This window comes from Pseudomonas sp. AC112 (assembly GCF_979253545.1).
Genome location: NZ_CEEDCM010000001.1, coordinates 5,616,909 through 5,633,956, shown reverse-complemented (window position 1 = coordinate 5,633,956; position 17,048 = coordinate 5,616,909). Strand labels below are relative to the sequence as shown.

The following is a 17,048-nucleotide window of genomic DNA, read 5'->3' as shown; positions in this document are numbered from 1 at the left end:
GGAGAAACCTTCGCTTGTAGTCCGCGCATTGTGCGGGTTTTGCCACAGTGTAGTTATCACGAATTGTTTAACTCTGCGTGAGGATTCCGCGACCGTCCTACGAGCATGATCGCCTCATTGGTAACGGTAAGCACCTCTCATGTGGTGAGCGAGCTTGCTCGCGCTGGAGTGCGGAGCGCTCCCATTTTTCTAGGGCCGCTGCGCAGCCCAGCGCGAGCAAGCTCGCTCACCACAGGCGCTGCGCCAGTCATAAATTGGAGAACATCATGTACTCACGCCGACAACTATTACTGGCCGGTGGCGGCCTCGGCGTCGCCGTCCTGGCCGGTGGCCTGATCAAACGGCTCAACATGGTCACCGAAGCCGAAGCCGCCGAAACCTTCGAAGTCACCCACACCGATGCCGAATGGCGCAGCCTGCTGACCGCCGAGCAATACAACATCCTGCGCGAAGCGGGCACCGAACGTCCCTACACCAGCGCCCTCAACGACGAACACCGCGCCGGCACCTTCGCCTGTGCCGGTTGTGCGCTGCCGCTGTTCTCCTCAACCACCAAGTTCGACAGCCACACCGGCTGGCCCAGCTTCTGGCAGCCACTGGACAACGCCGTGGCCAGCCATACCGACACCTCCTATGGCGTGGTGCGCAAGGAAATCCACTGCCGTCGCTGCGGCGGCCACCAGGGGCACGTGTTCGATGACGGCCCGGCACCGACCGGGCTGCGTTACTGCATGAATGGCGCCGCCATGACGTTCACGGCGGCTTAGGCCAATGTTTTTTCATTCGTATAAGGGAAGATCCCATGTGGCTTCTGGTTCTCGCGTACCTGGGCGGCGTGCTGACAATCGTCAGCCCGTGCATCCTGCCTGTTCTGCCTTTTGTCTTCGCTCGCACCGGGCAGCCGTTTTTGCGCAGTGGCTTGCCGCTGTTAGCGGGGATGGCGGTGACATTCGCCCTGGTGGCCTCGCTGGCGGCAGTGGGCGGCGGTTGGGTGGTGCAAGTCAATCAATACGGGCGCTGGCTCGCGTTGCTGTGCGTTGCCCTGTTCGGACTCACACTGTTGCTGCCGCAACTGTCGGAGCGCCTGACGCGCCCCTTGGTGGCCGCCGGCAGTCGCTTGTCGGAAGCCGCCGGGGCCGATGCCAGGCCGCGCCCGGGCGCGTCGTTCCTGATCGGCGTGGCCACCGGGCTGTTGTGGGCACCCTGCGCCGGACCGATCCTGGGGCTGGTGCTCACCGGCGCCGCGCTGCAAGGCGCCAGTATCGGTACTACCTTGCTGTTGCTGGCCTACGCCGCCGGTGCTGCCACCTCCCTCGCGCTGGCATTGCTGGTCGGCGGTAAAGTCTTTGGCTTCATGAAGCAATCCCTCGGCGCCGGTGAATGGCTGCGCCGTGGCCTGGGTGCGTTGATGCTGGCCGGTGTGGCCGCCATTGCGCTGGGCCTGGATACCGGCGTGCTGGCGCGCGTGTCGACCGCATCCACCGGTGGCCTGGAACAAAGCCTGGTGGACAAGCTCAACGCCAAACCGGAACCAAAGGGTGGGGCGATGAGGGCCGGGGGCGCGATGATGGCCGCCGCCAACCACAGCGACACGCTGCCGATCGAAGGTGCGCTGCCGCCTTTGGAGGGCGCCGTGCAATGGCTCAACAGCCCACCGCTCACGGCTGAAGCACTCAAGGGCAAAGTGGTGCTGGTGGATTTCTGGACCTACTCCTGTATCAACTGCCTGCGTACCTTGCCGTATGTGAAGGCGTGGGCCGAGAAATACCGCGACCAGGGCCTGGTAGTGATCGGTGTGCACGCGCCGGAATTCGCCTTTGAACGCGATGTGAGCAATGTCACCAAGGCCATGAAGGACCTGGGTATCACTTACCCGGTAGCGATCGACAACAACTACAAGATTTGGCGCGCATTCAACAACCAGTACTGGCCGGCCCATTATTTTGCTGATGCCAAGGGCCAGATTCGCTACCACCACTTTGGCGAGGGCGACTATGCCGAGTCCGAACGGGTGATCCAGCAGTTGCTGCGTGAAGCCGGTGCCAAGAACGTTGCGGGTGGTTTGATCGAGGCCGACGCCAAGGGCGTGCAACTGGCAGCGGACACCAATGAAGTGCAGTCGCCGGAAACCTACCTGGGCTTCCAGCGCGCCGAAAACTTCGTCACCACCGGCACCCTGGCCACCAACCAGGTGGCGAACTACCCGGCCGCCGGTAACCTGGCCCTGAACAACTGGACCCTGGAAGGCCAATGGAACGTCGGCGGCCAGCAAGCCACCCTCGACCAGGCCGGTGGGCGCATCGTCTATCGCTTCCACGCCCGTGACCTGCACCTGGTGCTCGGCCCTGGCGCCGATGGCAAGCCGGTACGCTTCAACATCACGGTCGACGGCCAAGCCCCAGGCGACGCCCACGGCACCGACGTCGCGCCGGATGGCAGCGGCACCGTTACCGAGCAGCGCCTGTACCAACTGGTACGCCAGCCAGGCGCCGTCAAGGACCGAACCTTCACCATCGAATTCCTCGACCCGAACGTATCGGCCTACGCCTTCACCTTCGGCTGACCCGCAAACCGTCACCTCGGTGATATGAAACCCCACCCCCCGTAGGAGCCGGCAAGCCGGCTCCTACAGTGGACTGTGCTCAGGAGTGAACGCTATGAAAATCCTCAACTACCTGCCGGTGCTTGCCTTTGCCGCTTTCATCGGGCAAACCCCAGCCTTGTCCTTCGGTGCCTCCGACGATGCCGTCGCCATTGCGCCACCCGCTCTCGACCTGCCCGCAGACAGCAGCAACCTGCAAACTGCCGTGTTCGCCGGCGGCTGTTTCTGGGGTGTACAAGGCGTGTTCCAGCATGTGCAAGGGGTAAAGAACGCCGTTTCCGGCTACGACGGCGGTGCCGCAAGCACCGCGCAATATGAGTCCGTCAGCGACGGCAACACCGGCCACGCCGAAGCGGTTTCCGTGACCTACGACCCGAGCAAAGTCAGCTACGGCAAGTTGCTGCAGATCTATTTCTCGGTAGCCCACAACCCCACCGAACTCAACCGCCAGGGCCCCGACACCGGCACCCAGTACCGCTCGGCGATCTTTGCGCAGAACGCCGAACAGCAGAAAATCGCCCAGGCCTACATCGCCCAACTGGACGCAGCCAAGTCCTTCGACAAACCCATCGTCACCCACATCGAGACGGGCAAGACGTTCTACCCGGCGGAGTCCTACCACCAGGACTTCCTCACCGAAAACCCGTCCTACCCCTACATCGTGATCAATGACCTGCCCAAAGTGGCGCAACTCAAAAAGCTGTTCCCCGACCAATACCGCGCCGAGCCGGTGCTGGTGAAAAACCAGTAATCAGCCCTTGGCCTTGGCCAGGTACGGCGCCAGGCGCCGGCCCATTTCTTCACCCAGGGCCTGCAGCCCACTCAACGGGCGGACCATCACTTCAAACTCGATGATCTGCCCTTGTTCATTGAAGCGGATCAGGTCAATGCCCTTGAGCTGCTTGTCACCGACACGCGCACTGAACTCCAGCACGACACTGTGGCCGTCGCCACTGGCCAGTTCGCGGTGATAGGTGAAGTCTTCGAATACCTTGATGACGGTGTTGAGGATCATCGACACCACCGGCGCGCCAGGGTAGGGGGTGTGAGCCATGGGCGAGCGGAATACGGCGTCTGGCGCCAACAGTTCGGGCAGTGCGTTGAGGTTACGATCCGCCAGCATGGCGTGCCAGCGTTGCAGGGTATGGGCGGCGGCAGGGGTGAGGTTGAGTTCGGACATGCGCGGTACCTGTTCTTATGATGGGAAGGCAGTTCACCTGCCCAACATAAGAGCGGTACCAAAGCAGGGTCAATCACCCGAATTGACAGTTAAGTGATCGCAATGAACAGGGTCAGACCACTTCCAGGTACGAGCTATGAATCGCCCGCGCCAACTCGCGCACGGTGTCGATGAACTCGGTGAGCCGGCTGTGCAACCCGTCCTCCAGAATCTCATCAATCCCCGTGTACCTCAGCCGCGCCTCGAACTCCGCCGCCAACCGTTGCGCCGTGCGCCCATAACTGCCGGGCAGGTCCGCAAGGATATGGCTCAATTCCTCGATGCACGCATGCAACGAGCGCGGCACATCGCTGCGCAACAACAGCAGTTCCGACACCGACCGCGCATTCAGTGCGTTCGGGTACAGCTCGGTGTACGCCTCGAATGACGACAGCGCACGGAGCAGGGCGCTCCACTGGTAATAACCGCGTGCCGACAAGTCGCTGACTTCTTCCGATTCCTCGCCAAACATTTCATAACGCGCATCCAGCAAACGCAGGGTGTTGTCCGCGCGCTCGACAAAGGTGCCCAGGCGGATAAACCGATAGGCGTCATTGCGCATGATCGTCCCGGAGGTCGCCCCACGGAACAGGTGCGAACGCTGCTTGACCCAGTCACAGAAGTGGCTGATGCCATGCCGCGCCAGGCCGCCGGCGGCGATGCTGCGCATTTCCAGCCAGGTGGCGTTGAGGTTTTCCCACATGTCGGCGGTGATGCGCCCGCGTACCGCGTGGGCATTGCCACGGGCGGCGCGCAGGCAGTTGTAGATGCTGGCCGGGTTTTCTTCGTCGAGGGCGAAGAAGTGCAGCATGCGCTCGGCATCCAACTGTTTATGACGTTCAAGGTAACTGTCCAGTGTGCCGCTGCTGAGCAACGACATGGCCAGTTCGTCCAGGCCATCGCTGCGTCCGGCCTGGGGCATCAACGACAACGAGTAACTGACTTCCAGCATGCGCGCCAGGTTCTCGGCACGCTCCAGGTAACGGGACATCCAGTACAGATCTGCGGCGGTTCTACTCAACATACTCAGCCCTCCACCACCCAGGTGTCCTTGGTTCCGCCGCCCTGCGACGAGTTGACGATCAACGAGCCTTCCTTAAGCGCCACGCGGGTAAGGCCGCCGGGCACCAGGCGGGTTTCCTTGCCCGAGAGTACAAAGGGCCGCAGGTCGATATGCCGTGGAGCGATGCCGTTTTCGACAAAGGTGGGGCACGTGGACAGGCTCAAGGTCGGCTGGGCGATGTAGGCGTGGGGCCTGGCCTTGATGCGTTGGCGGAAGTCCTCGATCTCGGCGGCGGAAGAGGCCGGGCCGACCAGCATGCCGTAGCCGCCGGAGCCCTGGGTTTCCTTGACCACCAGTTCCGGCAGGTTGGCCAGGACGTGGGACAGCTCATCGGGCTTGCGGCACTGGAAGGTCGGTACGTTTTGTAGCACCGGTTCTTCATCCAGGTAGAAGCGGATCATTTCCGGCACATAGGGGTAGATCGACTTGTCGTCGGCCACGCCGGTGCCAATTGCATTGGCCAGCACCACATTGCCAGCGCAATAGGCGGCGACCAGGCCCGGCACGCCGAGCATCGATTCGGGGTTGAAGGCCTTGGGGTCAAGGAAGGCGTCGTCGATACGCCGGTAAATCACGTCCACCGGCTTGGGCCCATCGGTGGTGCGCATGAACACCTTGAGGTCGTGCACGAACAAGTCGGCACCTTCCACCAGTTCCACGCCCATTTCCCGCGCCAGGAACGCATGTTCGAAGAACGCGCTGTTGAAGCGGCCCGGCGTCAGCACCACCACATTTGGGTTGTCCAGGCGGCTTGAGCTTTTGAGGGTCTTGAGCAGCAGGTTGGGGTAGTGGTCCACCGGCGCAATGCGCTGCTTGGCGAACACCTCGGGAAACAGGCGCATCATCATCTTGCGGTCTTCGAGCATGTAGCTCACGCCGCTGGGGGTGCGCAGGTTGTCTTCAAGCACGTAGTAGGTGCCGTCGCCGTCGCGCACCAGGTCCACGCCCGAAATATGCGAGTAGATGTCGCGGTGCAGGTCCAGGCCGACCATCGCCTTCTGGTAACCCTCGTTGCCCAGCACCTGGTCCGCTGGAATGATCCCGGCCTTGATGATGCGCTGGTCGTGGTAGATGTCGGCGAGGAACATGTTCAGCGCGTTGACGCGCTGGATACAGCCGCGTTCGATCACGCTCCATTCGCTGGCGGGGATGCTGCGGGGGATGATGTCGAAGGGGATCAGGCGCTCGGTGTCTTGCTCGTCGCCATAGAGGGTGAAGGTGATTCCGGCGCGGTGGAACAGCAAATCGGCTTCACGGCGACGCTGGGCCAGCAGTTCCGGCGGCGTATTCGCCAGCCAGCGGGAGAAATCCTGATAATGCGCACGGCACACGCCATCTGCGTCATTCATTTCATCGAAGAAAGATCGAGCCATTCCAGTACCTTGTCAGTGCCGAGGGACGCTTGGGTGGCACTGCCGTTTCAAAAAACGCATTTTTATAAGGGCCGTGGCTAAGGGTGCCAACGGGCCTGGTCCTTACTTTCTTATGGGGTCGGCTCTGGGTCGGGGGGTAACGAATGCTCCTGTATCCGGGCAGATGAAAGGATAAAGCAATGCCTGTGCCGGAACCGCACATTCCTTGTAGTGAGCGGGCTTGCCCCGCGCTGCCCCGCGCTGGGCTGCGCAGCGGCCCCAGAAACAGAGGGAGCGCTGCGCACTCCAACGCGGGGCAAGCCCGCTCACCACAAGGGGGCAGCGCCTGGCAGGTGCCCCGACTTGGTGCACGAACAAACTTGAACTTCACCCACCCCCGATTCTTCTAAAAGGACTCGAACCTGTGTGGAGCACTGTCGTGCCCAGAATCATCTCGCCCAACACGCCGGAGTCGGCCCTGACCGACCACAGCGAACACAACGCCAAGATCTTCGGCTCGCCCAAGGACCGCCTCGATTTCTACCGGCGTGAAATCCAGTACGAAACCACCATCCTCGCCAACCGCACTGACGCCTACCTCACGGCGCAATCCTTCCTGGTGATCGCCTTTGTGTCCGGCATGGGTAACCTCAACCCGGAGTGGGGCAAGCTGTTCACCCTGGTGGTGCCGGTGTTCCTGGTCTCGCTGGGCATTCTCAGTTCCCTCAATGCCTGGCCGGGCATCCGGGCCGCGTATGAAATCATCGACCACTGGCACTACAAGCAGAGCGAACTACTGCGCAGTGAACCGGTGATGGGCATGGCCTACGATGAATCGCCGCTGTTCTCCGAAATGGAGTCGTCCCACAAGGGCTACCGCAAGTCGCTGCTGTTCTCCATGCGGGCACCGTGGCTGTTCATGGTGTTCTGGCTGGTGCTGGGGATCTACGCGTTCTATATCCAGGTCGACAATCCGATCCGGTAAGCAATCGGACGGAACTTCGCCGGTCAGCCCGGCGCCTTACCTTCAGGCCCTGCTGATTTCCCACCGGCCTAAATTGAGGTGACCCATGAGCACAAGCAAAGACCCCCAACTCGATAACCGTAACGATCCGGCCATCGACGGCGGCGAACCGGCCCCGGGTACCGCTGCAGAAGCGCCCAAGGACCCGGTTCCAGCCAAAGACCCCAAGGCCAAGGAAAACGACTACAGTCCAGACTTCAAGCCCGAGCGCGAGCCCAAGCCTGAAACCGATGCTGATATCGACACCCAAGGCGGCTAGAGGAGACGGTCATGTCCAAAGAACTCGACGACGAACTCAACGATCCGGGCAATGAAGACCCGGGTTCCCTGATGGATGATGCAGAAGTGCCGCTCAACGACCTGGATGAGGCGGCAGACGTAGGCAATACCGAGCGTCAAGACTGAGCGTTCGCCTTGGCTCGTCGTTCATACCACACCAGCATCGGCTGGGTACTCAGGCCATGAACGACGATGCTCAGGGCAATCACTGACAAGGTCAGGTTGACCGCCACCGCGCTGCTGGTGCCGATCAAACCGTGGTTGAGCGCGTAGAACAGGTAGTAAATGCTGCCGATCCCGCGAATACCAAACCACCCCATCAGCCCGCGCTGCCGCAGATCGATCAGGCGGCCCCAGGGCATTGCCAGCACGCCCAGCGGGCGGATCACGCAGAACAGCAACGCCGCCACCGGCAGTGCACGCCAATCCCAATGGCTCGCCAGCACGATGCCCAGCACCGTCACCAGGAACACCTCCATTGAACGCTCCACCAGGCTGCCGAATGAGAGCATGTCGCCCATCATCACGCCGGCGGCGATCTGTGTGTCTTTCAGTTCGCTGACATCGCCTTGCAGTGCGCGTTCTGGCTCAACCTCCAGGTGGCCCACCACCGGCAGCGCCAGATGCTCCGAGGGTGTCTGCGAATTCCCGGTGGAGCGGAACTCCGCCTGGCGCAGGCCAAGCCCCGCCGCAAACACCGACAGGAAGCCATAACCGCCCACCGCCTCGGCGACGACATAGGCCAGCGCGATCAGCGCCAGCGTCAGGTAGTCATTGGGCGAGAGCGTGCTGTCACTGTTGGTGATGCGCATCCACAGTGTTACACGGCCAATGCCGCGGCCCATCCAGTAGCCGATCAGCAACCCGGCCGGCACAGCCCAAAGCAGGTTCTTCAACACCCAGCCGCCCAGCCAGTCCCCGTCGAAACCGCCGTGCTGCATGAACAGCAGGGCAAAGATCACAAAGGGGAAGGCCGTGCCGTCGTTCAAACCGGCCTCACCGGACAGGCCAAAACGCAGCGCGTCATAGTCCTGGGCGTTATTGACCTGCACCAGGCCTGCCAGTACCGGATCAGTCGGCGCCAGGATCGCGCCCACCAGCAGCGACACGCCCCACGACAACGCAAACAGGTAATGCAGCGCCAGGCAGATGCCGAGGATGGTCAGCAGCATCACCGGCCCGGCCATGCCAAATGCAATGCGCCAGGTCCGGTGCTTGAGCGGCAGGCGCAGTTTCAACCCGCTGACAAACAGCGAAAATAACACCGCGACTTCCGTCAGGTGTTCCATCCAGCGTGCGGAGTTCTTGATGTCCAAGTGCAGCAGGTCGACGCCCAGCGGGCCGATCCCCACACCCAGCAGCAGGCACACCGCCGAAGTGGTGACTGGCATCCAGCGCAGGTAGGAGGAGGTGAGAGCAAGCGTGAGCAATACGGCGCCCAGAACGGCCATCCATAGAATAAAAGTCATCGAGCGTGTACCGAGGCCGTGGTCTGTTCAGGTTGGAGGACCGTGGCCGGTCACGGGTTCAATGTGATTGGATCAACTGCGAACCGATGGTTTTCAGGCGAATCATGTCCATCAACTGCCGCAACCCCGGCTGCGACTGGCGCCGGCTCGGGTAGTACATGCACAAGGGTTCACCCAGGCAGGCCCAGTCGGACAGCACCTCCACCAAGCGCCCATCCTTGAGTTCCTGCTCGACGCGGTTGGACAGGCAGTAGGCAATGCCCACGCCTTGCAGCGCAGCGTTGACGATGGTCTCGGTGTCGGCCGCGCTGAAGTGGCCAGGCACATCGATACGCTGCTGACGCGCGCCGTTGCCCAACTCCCACTTGAAGGTGGTCTTGTCGCCCAGGTACATGCGGATGCAGGCGTGTTGCAACAGGTCTTTGGGCACCTGGGGCATGCCACGGCGAGCCAGGTAGGCGGGCGAGGCGACCATGATCCAGCGCAACTCACCGGTCAGCGGCACCGCGACCATGTCCTGGGGCACGGTGGCGCCGTAGCGGATACCGGCGTCGTAGCCCTCGGCGATGATGTCGATCATCTGGTCTTGCACGATCAGGTCCAGGCGCAGTTGCGGGTAGGCGGCGCAGAAATCCCCGAGAATTGGCGCCAGCAGCAACATCGCCGCATCCCGTGGCACGTTGAGGCGCAGGCGGCCGATGGGGGCTTCGCGGTACAGCTCCAGGGTGTCGAGGCCGTCCTTGATGGTGGCAAAACCCTGGGTGAGTTTTTCTGCCAGCAGCGAGCCGGCATCGGTGGGTTCCACGGCCCGGCTGGTGCGATACAGCAGCTTTACCCCCAGGCGGGTTTCCAGGTTGCGCATGGTGTGGCTCAACGCCGAAGTGGTCACGCCCAGTTCGTGGGCGGCATGGCGAAAGCTGCGGCGGCGGATGATGGCCATGAACACGTTGAGATCAGCCAATTCGGAACGGTTGAAGGCAGCCATTTCAAGTCTCTTATGCAGGAGTTCGGCTGCATGCGGCGTTGAGCCCGATTCAACCGTGGATGACTTAGAGTAATTGTTTTTCTAAGCATTATTGCCGCCGACAGGATTTTTTTATGCACGTTGAGACCATCAGAATTGCCGGCATCGACCAAGCGGTCTCGCGGATTGCCCTCGGCACCTGGTCCATGGGCGGGCACTTGTGGGGTGGGGCGGACAATGAACAAGCCATCCGCACCCTGCGCCATGCCTTGGCAATCGGTATCAACCTGATCGACACCGCGCCGTTGTACGGCTTTGGCCTGTCCGAAGAACTGATCGGCAAGGCCCTGCGCGGCGTGCGCCACAGTGCGGTGATCGCTACCAAGGCCGGCCTGCAATGGGACAGTGGTAGTACCCGGCGCAACGCCACGGCCCAGCGCATTCGCAAAGAAGTCGAAGACTCCCTGAAACGCCTGGAAACCGACTACATCGACCTGTACCAGATCCACTGGCCCGACCCCTTGGTCGCTCAGGAAGAAACCGCCGAAGAACTGGAGCGCTTGCGCCGCGAAGGCAAGATTCTGGCGGTCGGTGTGAGCAACTATTCCTCCGCGCAAATGGACGATTTCAGCCAGCACACCGCGCTGGCCACGGTGCAGCCGCCCTACAACCTGTTCGAACGCGCCATCGACAGCGAGATCTTGCCGTACGCCAAGCAGCATTCCCTGGTGGTGCTCGCCTACGGCCCGCTGTGCCGGGGCTTGCTCAGTGGCAGCATGCACTCGGCCACACGTTTTGCCGGTGATGACGTGCGCAAGCTCGACCCCAAGTTCAAGGCGCCACGCTTCGACCAATACTTGGCCGCCGTGGCCGCGCTGGACCTGTATGCCCGTGAGTGCCACGGCAAGTCGGTGCTCGCCCTGGCCCTACGCTGGGTACTGGACCAAGGCCCGACCATCGCGCTGTGGGGCGCCCGGCGGCCGGAACAGTTGAAAGGCTACCAGGAAGCCTTCGGCTGGCACCTCACGCCCGAAGACCTGACGCATATCGACCGTATCCTGGCCAGCACGATAAAAGATCCGATCGGCCCGGAATTTATGGCCCCGCCCAAGCGTTAACGACCTCTTTGGACCATAAACGACACGGCCGCAAACTTACCCATTGAACGACTGTTCAGTTTGAACTATGTTGACCGCATCCGCCCGTTTGCCATCCGACGGGTTCGCGCTGTTTCTTCTTGAACGAGAGGCTCTGGCATGCGGTTTTCCCCCTTCGTCGATCGAATTGCAGGGCAGGGCGTCGCCGCCTGGGACATCCACCACGCTGCCTACCAGGCCGCCAGCCAGGGCGAAGACATCATCATCCTCAGCGTCGGCGACCCGGACTTCGCCACGCCAGGATTCATAACCGATGCCGCCGTAAGTGCCCTGCGTGAAGGCGACACCCACTACACCGAGATCCCCGGCCGCCCGGCACTGCGCGACGCCATTGCCGCGCGCTACAGCAAGACCCTGCAACGCCCACTGGATGCCGCCAACGTCATCACCGTCGCCGGTGCGCAGAACGCATTGTTCGTGACATCGCTGTGCCTGTTGCAGGCCGGTGACGAGGTGCTGGTGCTCGACCCGATGTACGTCACCTACGAGGCCACGCTCAAGGCCAGCGGCGCAACGCTGGTGCGTGTGCCGTGCTCGCCGGAGTCGGGTTTTCGCCTGGACGCGCAGTTGCTGGCTGCGGCCATCACACCCCGCACACGGGCGATTTTCTTCTCCAACCCGAACAACCCGACCGGCGTGGTGCTGAACCCGCAGGAGTTGCAAGCCATCGCCGACCTGGCCATCGCCCACGACCTGTGGGTGGTGGTGGATGAGGTCTATGAAAGCCTGGTGTTCGACGGCGAATACCACAGCCTTGCCGCGCTGCCGGGCATGGCCGAGCGCTGCGTGGTGATCGGCAGTTTGTCCAAGTCCCACGCCATGACCGGTTGGCGCATCGGCTGGATCATCGCTGCGCCGCAAATGGTCGCCCATGCTGAAACCCTGGTGTTGAGCATGCTCTACGGGCTGCCCGGCTTTGTAATGGAGGCCGCGACCGCTGCAGTGCTGGCCCATGACCAAGTGACCCAGGGCATGCGCGAGATTTATCGGCGCCGGCGCGACCTGGTGGTGGAGGGGCTCAGTGCTTGCCCAGGCATCAAGGTGCAAGCGCCGCAAGCCGGGATGTTTGTGCTGGTGGATGTGCGTGATACCGGCCTGGGCTCGCTGGATTTCGCCTGGCGCTTGTTTCGCGAAGCCGGGGTGTCGGTGCTGGACGCCGCCGCGTTCGGCGAGCCCGCCCAGGGCTTCGTGCGGTTGTCGTTCACCCTCGGGGAAGCGCGTTTGGCCGAAGCCTGCCAGCGCATCGCGCAGTTCGTCGCCAAGCTGGCCGGTGAGCCGCGTATCGCCGCAGCACCCAGAATCGAGGTGGTGCAACCGGCGCAAGCAAAGAAGATGATCGAGGTCATCGACCTGCATAAACGCTTCGGCAATATCGAGGTGCTCAAGGGCATTTCGCTCACGGCCCACGAAGGCGATGTGATCTCGCTGATCGGCGCCAGTGGATCGGGCAAAAGTACCCTGCTGCGCTGCATCAACATGCTTGAAGTGCCGGACCAGGGCAGCATTCATGTGGACGGCGAGAGCATCAAGCTCAACTACGGCCGCCCTGGCGCACCGCTGGTGGCGGACGCCAAGCAACTGGTGCGCATCCGTTCGACCCTGGGCATGGTGTTCCAGAACTTCAACCTGTGGCCACACCGCACCGTGCTGGAAAACCTTATCGAAGCCCCCACCCAGGTGCTGCGCGAAAGTCGCGCCGAAGCCATCGAACGCGCCGAAGCCTTACTCGACCGCGTCGGCCTGGCCGCCAAACGCAATGAGTACCCGGCGTTCCTTTCCGGTGGCCAGCAACAGCGCGTGGCGATTGCCCGTGCGCTGGCCATGCGGCCCAAAGTCATGCTGTTCGACGAACCCACCTCGGCCCTCGACCCGGAGCTGGTGGGCGAAGTTCTGCGGGTGATCCGCTCCCTGGCCGAGGAAGGCCGCACCATGATCTTGGTCACCCATGAAATGGCATTCGCTCGGGATGTGTCGTCGAAAGTGGCGTTCCTGCACCAAGGCATGATCGAAGAAACCGGCTCGCCGGATGCGGTGTTTATCGACCCACGCAGTGAGCGTTGCCGGCAGTTCGTCAACGCGCATCAAACTCGCTAACTCCAGAAAAAGACGGGGCAAAATCATGAAATCCAAGCGTATGGCAACGTGGTTGAGCAGTGCAGTGTTGATGGTGGTCGCAGGTTTCACCTGGGCGGCGGAAAAGCCCATCGTGTTTGCGGTGGCGGCCGAACCCTATCCGCCCTTTACCGTGAAGGGCGGCAATGGCCAGTGGTCCGGCTTTGAGGTGGACCTGATCCACAAACTCTGCGAAGGCATGAAAGCCGAGTGCCAGATCAAGGAAGTGGCGTGGGACGGCATCATTCCCTCGCTGCTGGCGAAGAAGATCGACGTGATTTTCTCCTCGATGTCGGTGACCGATGAGCGCGAAAAACAGATCGCCTTCAGCCGTGCCTACTACGACTCCCTGCTGGGTGTCGCCGGGCCCAAGGGCAGCGAAGTCGAGATCTCTCCGGCGGGCCTCAAGGGCAAGTTGATCGGCGTGCAGATCTCCACCGTCAGTGCCAATTACCTGAAGAAGTACTACGAAAACATCGCCGACCTTAAGTACTACGACACCCAGGAATCGGCCAACGCCGACCTGATCGCCGGCCGTATCGACTACATGATGGCCGACGACACCGCCATCGCCATGATGGTCAAGACCCCGGAAGCCAGCGGCTTGGCGCACATTGCCAGCGTGCCCTACGACCCGATCATCGGGCGCGGCGTCGGCGCCGGTTTGCGCAAGGAAGACACCGCGCTCAAGGCCCGGCTGGACAAAGCCATCGGCGAGTTGCTGGTGAGCAAGGACTATGATGACCTGTCGCAGCACTATTTCGGCTTGTCGGTGAGCCCGTGCAAACGCGGTGACACCCCGGCGTTTGTCAGCAAGACCTGTGACAGCCCGTACCAACAAGTCGCCCAGAAGAGCGAATGATGTTCGACCTTCTCAGCTTTGGCGAACAAGGGTGGGGCAATGCGCTGCTCAAGGGGTTATGGATGACCCTGCAGATCTCCGCCGGCGCCTTCGCGGTCGGCTTGCTGATTGGCCTGGTGGTGGCGTGCGCCAAGCTCAGTGCGCCGCGCCCCATCGCGCTGCTGATGCGCGGCTACACCACCGTGTTTCGCGCGGTGCCGGAGTTGCTGCTGATCCTGCTGCTGTATTACGCAGGCTCCATGGGCCTCAACGCGTTGATGCTGTGGATGGGCTTCGAGCAAGTGAATATCAGCGGCCCGCTGGTGGCGATCCTGGTGCTGGGCCTGGTACAGGGCGCCTATGCCTCGGAGATTTTCCGCGCGGCGATCCTGGCGATTCCCCACGGCCAGATCGAAGCGGCGCGGGCCTTCGGCCTCAGCGGGCTGGGCCTGTTCCGGCGGGTGACGCTGCCGATCATGGCGCCGTTCGCCCTGGCGGGCATGTCCAACCTGTGGATCAACCTGATCAAGGACAGCGCCTTGATCAGCGTGGTCGGCACCAACGAATTGCTCTATACCGCCAAGCAGGCGGCCGGCTCCACGCGCCAGTACCTGCTGTTCTACCTCACGGCCGCCGCCTTGTATTACCTGGTGACGCTGGCTTCCAACTACCTGTCCGGGCGCCTGGAGCGACGTATCCGTCGCTGGATGCCGGTTGTCGAGTGAGCGGCCCATGCCTGAATGGATAAGTTATTACGCCGGCTTGATCGCCAAGGGGTTGCAGACCACCTTGTCGTTGCTGGTGGTGTCGGCGGTGCTCGGATTTGCCCTGGCGGTGCTGGTCGCGCTGGCGCGGTTGTCGCGGCGCAAGTGGCTGGCGCGCGGGGCGCTGGCCTACACCAGCGTGCTGCGCGGCACGCCGCTGCTGATCCAGATCTACATTTTCTACTACGGCCTGGGCAGCCTGTTCGCGCAGTTCCCGATGATTCGCGGCAGCTTCCTGTGGCCGTACCTGCGCGACGGTTACTGGTACATCGTGTTTGCCCTTGTGCTGTCGGTCGGCGCCTATGTGGGCGAGGTGATTCGCGGAGGCCTGCTGGCCGTGCCCAAGGGTGAAATGGAAGCCGCCTCGGCCTTCGGCATGACCCCGCGCCAGGCGCTGCTACGGGTACGCCTGCCACGGGCGATGCGCCTGTTGCTGCCGACCCTGGCCGGGGAGACGGTGATGCTGCTCAAGTCCACCGCGCTGGCCTCGACCATTGCCGTGGTCGACCTGCTGGGTGCGGCCAACGTGGTGCGCGCGCAGACCCTGCAAATCTACCAGCCATTGCTGCTGGTGGCGGGGGTCTACCTGTGCCTGACCTTCCTGATTGAAGCCGTCTATGCGATTGCCGAACGGCGCGGCACGCCACTGCGCAGGTCGGCCGGATGAAACAGGACCGCTCGCTGCAAGGGATTGCCCTGTGTTCCCTGGCCTACGCATTCCTGGCGTTGCAGGATGCGGTGATCAAATGGCTGGTGGCCGATTACTCGGTGTTCACTATTCTGTTCTGGCGCAGCCTGGTGGTGGTGTTCGCCTGCGTGATTGCGGGGCGCATGGGCCTGTTGCGGCGCGCGTGGACGTCGGTCAGCCGCCGCTTGCTGATCATTCGCGGGCTGTTATCGTTGCTGGCGTGGTTGCTGTACTACACCGCCGCCAAGGACCTGAGCCTGGCGGAAATGACCACGCTGTATTTCTCCGCGCCGATCATGGTCACGCTGCTGGCGGCGCTGATCCTCAAGGAACGCGCCAGTCGCGGCCAGTGGGTCTCGCTGATCATCGGCTTTGTCGGCGTGGTGATCGCCTGTCGCCCCAGCCATCTGCTCGATCCGGTGCCCATCGCGCTGACGTTGGCCGCCGCCTTGTGCTGGGCGTTTACCTATATCCAGTTGCGCCAGGTCGACCCGAGCACCTCGGTACTGGAGCAGATGCTGATCACCAACGTGGTGTTTGTGCTGTGCATGGCCGTGACCTTGCCTTGGACCCATACGCCGTCGCCCACGCCGGCGTGGCTTGGCATGCTGGCGGCAGGCCTGGTGGGCGGTATCGGCCAGTTCCTGTTGTTTGCGAGTTTCCGTCGTGCCACCGCGACGTTGCTGGCGCCGTTCGAATACACCGGGTTGATCTGGGCGTTCCTGCTCTCAAGCCTGGTGTGGGGCACGCTGATGGAGGGTTCGCTGATCGTCGGCGCGGTGTTGATTGCCATCAGCGGCACCCTGGCCATGCTCAGCGCGCGGCACTCGGCGTCACAAGATGTGGTCGGCGCCGAATGCGCCGTGACGCAACCCCTGTACCCAGCAGCGGCAGATGTGCAGGCCGTTGGCGGGGCTGAAGGTGCCGGGGTTGAGGCACCCCTCGAGCCAGAGTCCGTCGAGCATCGCCGATAGGCCAATGGCCGCCAGGTGGCTGTCGTGGATCACCAGGTGTTCGCTGCGGGCCAGGTCGTCCAGCAGTTGTTGGATCAATGCCAGGTAGGCGTGGTAGCTGTTTTCGTGGGACTGGTTCACGTGGGGCGAGTGGCGGATCAGGCTCCAGAACACCACCCACACGCCGAGCAGATCGGGGTCCATGACCCTCGGTGAGAACGAGGCTGTGAGGAAGGCGTCCAGCCGTGCGGCGGCGCCATCCGCCAGCTCGACCTGTTCCCACAGGGCGGTGGTCAGCTCGTTGGCGAGCTTTTGGTAGGTCTCGGCGATCAGCGCGTCGATGCTGCCGAAATGGTGGTTGAGCAACCCCACCGACACCCCGGCTTCGGAAGCGATACGCCGCACGGAAATCCCGGCGTGCCCGTCACGGGCCAGGCAGGTGAGGGTAGCGGCGATCAACAGGTCGCGGCGTTCGTCGGGGTCGGCACGGCGCAGCTTGGAAGGTTCGACAGTCATGGACAGGCCTTTGATGAAACACCACAGCGCTCAGGTTAGTTGAAC

The 17,048-nt window shown here is 62.6% G+C and carries 17 protein-coding genes and 1 pseudogene; 12 read left to right on the top strand and 6 right to left on the bottom strand.

The genetic code is table 11. The annotated features are described in order from the left end of the window. Positions 1-266 precede the first annotated feature (266 nt). The 3 genes from msrB to msrA all read left to right on the top strand — a co-directional run bounded on the left by msrB (position 267) and on the right by msrA (position 3,353). The gene (gene msrB / locus AC0IYN_RS26300; protein WP_406598908.1) at positions 267-767 is read left to right on the top strand and encodes a peptide-methionine (R)-S-oxide reductase MsrB; all 501 of its coding nucleotides are present in this window, start codon (positions 267-269) and stop codon (positions 765-767) included. 35 nt (positions 768-802) lie between these two features. After that, positions 803-2,563: a cytochrome c biogenesis protein DipZ gene (locus AC0IYN_RS26295; protein ID WP_471844033.1), complete on the top strand. Its 1,761-nt coding sequence runs from the start codon at positions 803-805 to the stop codon at positions 2,561-2,563. A gap of 94 nt (positions 2,564-2,657) precedes the next feature. Next, the gene (gene msrA / locus AC0IYN_RS26290; RefSeq protein WP_406598910.1) at positions 2,658-3,353 is read left to right on the top strand and encodes a peptide-methionine (S)-S-oxide reductase MsrA; all 696 of its coding nucleotides are present in this window, start codon (positions 2,658-2,660) and stop codon (positions 3,351-3,353) included. Here msrA and AC0IYN_RS26285 read toward each other — a convergent pair whose 3' ends face one another. The 3 genes from AC0IYN_RS26285 to AC0IYN_RS26275 all read right to left on the bottom strand — a co-directional run bounded on the left by AC0IYN_RS26285 (position 3,354) and on the right by AC0IYN_RS26275 (position 6,257). Then, the gene (locus tag AC0IYN_RS26285) at positions 3,354-3,782 is read right to left on the bottom strand and encodes a nuclear transport factor 2 family protein (RefSeq protein ID WP_406598911.1); all 429 of its coding nucleotides are present in this window, start codon (positions 3,780-3,782) and stop codon (positions 3,354-3,356) included. A gap of 112 nt (positions 3,783-3,894) precedes the next feature. Beyond that, a complete protein-coding gene (locus tag AC0IYN_RS26280) occupies positions 3,895-4,845 on the bottom strand; it encodes an alpha-E domain-containing protein (RefSeq protein ID WP_012724311.1) in 951 nt (316 codons plus the stop codon). 2 nt (positions 4,846-4,847) lie between these two features. Then, positions 4,848-6,257 carry a circularly permuted type 2 ATP-grasp protein gene (locus AC0IYN_RS26275; protein ID WP_406598912.1) on the bottom strand — a complete coding sequence of 470 codons (1,410 nt, stop codon included), beginning with the start codon at positions 6,255-6,257 and terminating at the stop codon, positions 4,848-4,850. Positions 6,258-6,675: 418 nt separating this feature from the next. Here AC0IYN_RS26275 and AC0IYN_RS26270 point away from each other — a divergent pair, with 418 nt between their 5' ends. The 3 genes from AC0IYN_RS26270 (at position 6,676) to AC0IYN_RS26260 (ending at position 7,665) form a co-directional block, all read left to right on the top strand. Further along, positions 6,676-7,221 (top strand): hypothetical protein, encoded by a 546-nt coding sequence (locus AC0IYN_RS26270; RefSeq protein ID WP_078048430.1) that lies wholly within the window; start codon positions 6,676-6,678, stop codon positions 7,219-7,221. An 85-nt stretch (positions 7,222-7,306) separates the two neighbouring features. Beyond that, entirely contained in the window at positions 7,307-7,519 is a 213-nt protein-coding gene (locus AC0IYN_RS26265) for a hypothetical protein (protein ID WP_078048431.1), read from the top strand. A gap of 11 nt (positions 7,520-7,530) precedes the next feature. After that, complete coding sequence (locus AC0IYN_RS26260; protein WP_256578575.1) at positions 7,531-7,665, top strand: hypothetical protein; 135 nt, start codon at positions 7,531-7,533, stop codon at positions 7,663-7,665. Here AC0IYN_RS26260 and AC0IYN_RS26255 read toward each other — a convergent pair. Both AC0IYN_RS26255 and AC0IYN_RS26250 read right to left on the bottom strand, forming a co-directional pair. Beyond that, complete coding sequence (locus AC0IYN_RS26255; protein ID WP_214497035.1) at positions 7,656-9,008, bottom strand: cation:proton antiporter; 1,353 nt, start codon at positions 9,006-9,008, stop codon at positions 7,656-7,658. The two genes, AC0IYN_RS26260 and AC0IYN_RS26255, sit on opposite strands and share 10 nt — an antisense overlap. A 58-nt stretch (positions 9,009-9,066) precedes the next feature. Further along, on the bottom strand, positions 9,067-9,993 hold the full coding sequence (locus AC0IYN_RS26250) for a LysR family transcriptional regulator (RefSeq protein ID WP_406598913.1): 927 nt from the start codon (positions 9,991-9,993) through the stop codon (positions 9,067-9,069). 113 nt (positions 9,994-10,106) lie between these two features. Here AC0IYN_RS26250 and AC0IYN_RS26245 point away from each other — a divergent pair, with 113 nt between their 5' ends. From AC0IYN_RS26245 to AC0IYN_RS26220, 6 genes are all read left to right on the top strand, one after another. Next, positions 10,107-11,090 carry an aldo/keto reductase gene (locus AC0IYN_RS26245; protein ID WP_471844027.1) on the top strand — a complete coding sequence of 328 codons (984 nt, stop codon included), beginning with the start codon at positions 10,107-10,109 and terminating at the stop codon, positions 11,088-11,090. A 138-nt stretch (positions 11,091-11,228) separates the two neighbouring features. Further along, a complete protein-coding gene (locus AC0IYN_RS26240; RefSeq protein ID WP_471844025.1) occupies positions 11,229-13,223 on the top strand; it encodes an aminotransferase class I/II-fold pyridoxal phosphate-dependent enzyme in 1,995 nt (664 codons plus the stop codon). 25 nt (positions 13,224-13,248) lie between these two features. Further along, positions 13,249-14,103: a transporter substrate-binding domain-containing protein gene (locus tag AC0IYN_RS26235; RefSeq protein ID WP_457239888.1), complete on the top strand. Its 855-nt coding sequence runs from the start codon at positions 13,249-13,251 to the stop codon at positions 14,101-14,103. Then, the gene (locus AC0IYN_RS26230) at positions 14,103-14,807 is read left to right on the top strand and encodes an ABC transporter permease (RefSeq protein ID WP_078048437.1); all 705 of its coding nucleotides are present in this window, start codon (positions 14,103-14,105) and stop codon (positions 14,805-14,807) included. Before AC0IYN_RS26235 ends, AC0IYN_RS26230 begins: the two co-directional genes overlap by 1 nt. Before the next feature lie 7 nt (positions 14,808-14,814). Continuing rightward, positions 14,815-15,513, top strand: coding sequence for an ABC transporter permease (locus tag AC0IYN_RS26225; RefSeq protein ID WP_099492028.1), 699 nt, complete (start codon positions 14,815-14,817; stop codon positions 15,511-15,513). Then, complete coding sequence (locus AC0IYN_RS26220; RefSeq protein WP_457266657.1) at positions 15,510-16,508, top strand: DMT family transporter; 999 nt, start codon at positions 15,510-15,512, stop codon at positions 16,506-16,508. Before AC0IYN_RS26225 ends, AC0IYN_RS26220 begins: the two co-directional genes overlap by 4 nt. Here the strand turns inward: AC0IYN_RS26220 and AC0IYN_RS26215 are convergent. Further along, positions 16,464-17,003 (bottom strand): annotated as a pseudogene (locus tag AC0IYN_RS26215) (TetR/AcrR family transcriptional regulator); the annotation flags it as partial. The gene AC0IYN_RS26220 and the pseudogene AC0IYN_RS26215 sit on opposite strands and share 45 nt — an antisense overlap. Positions 17,004-17,048 lie beyond the last annotated feature (45 nt).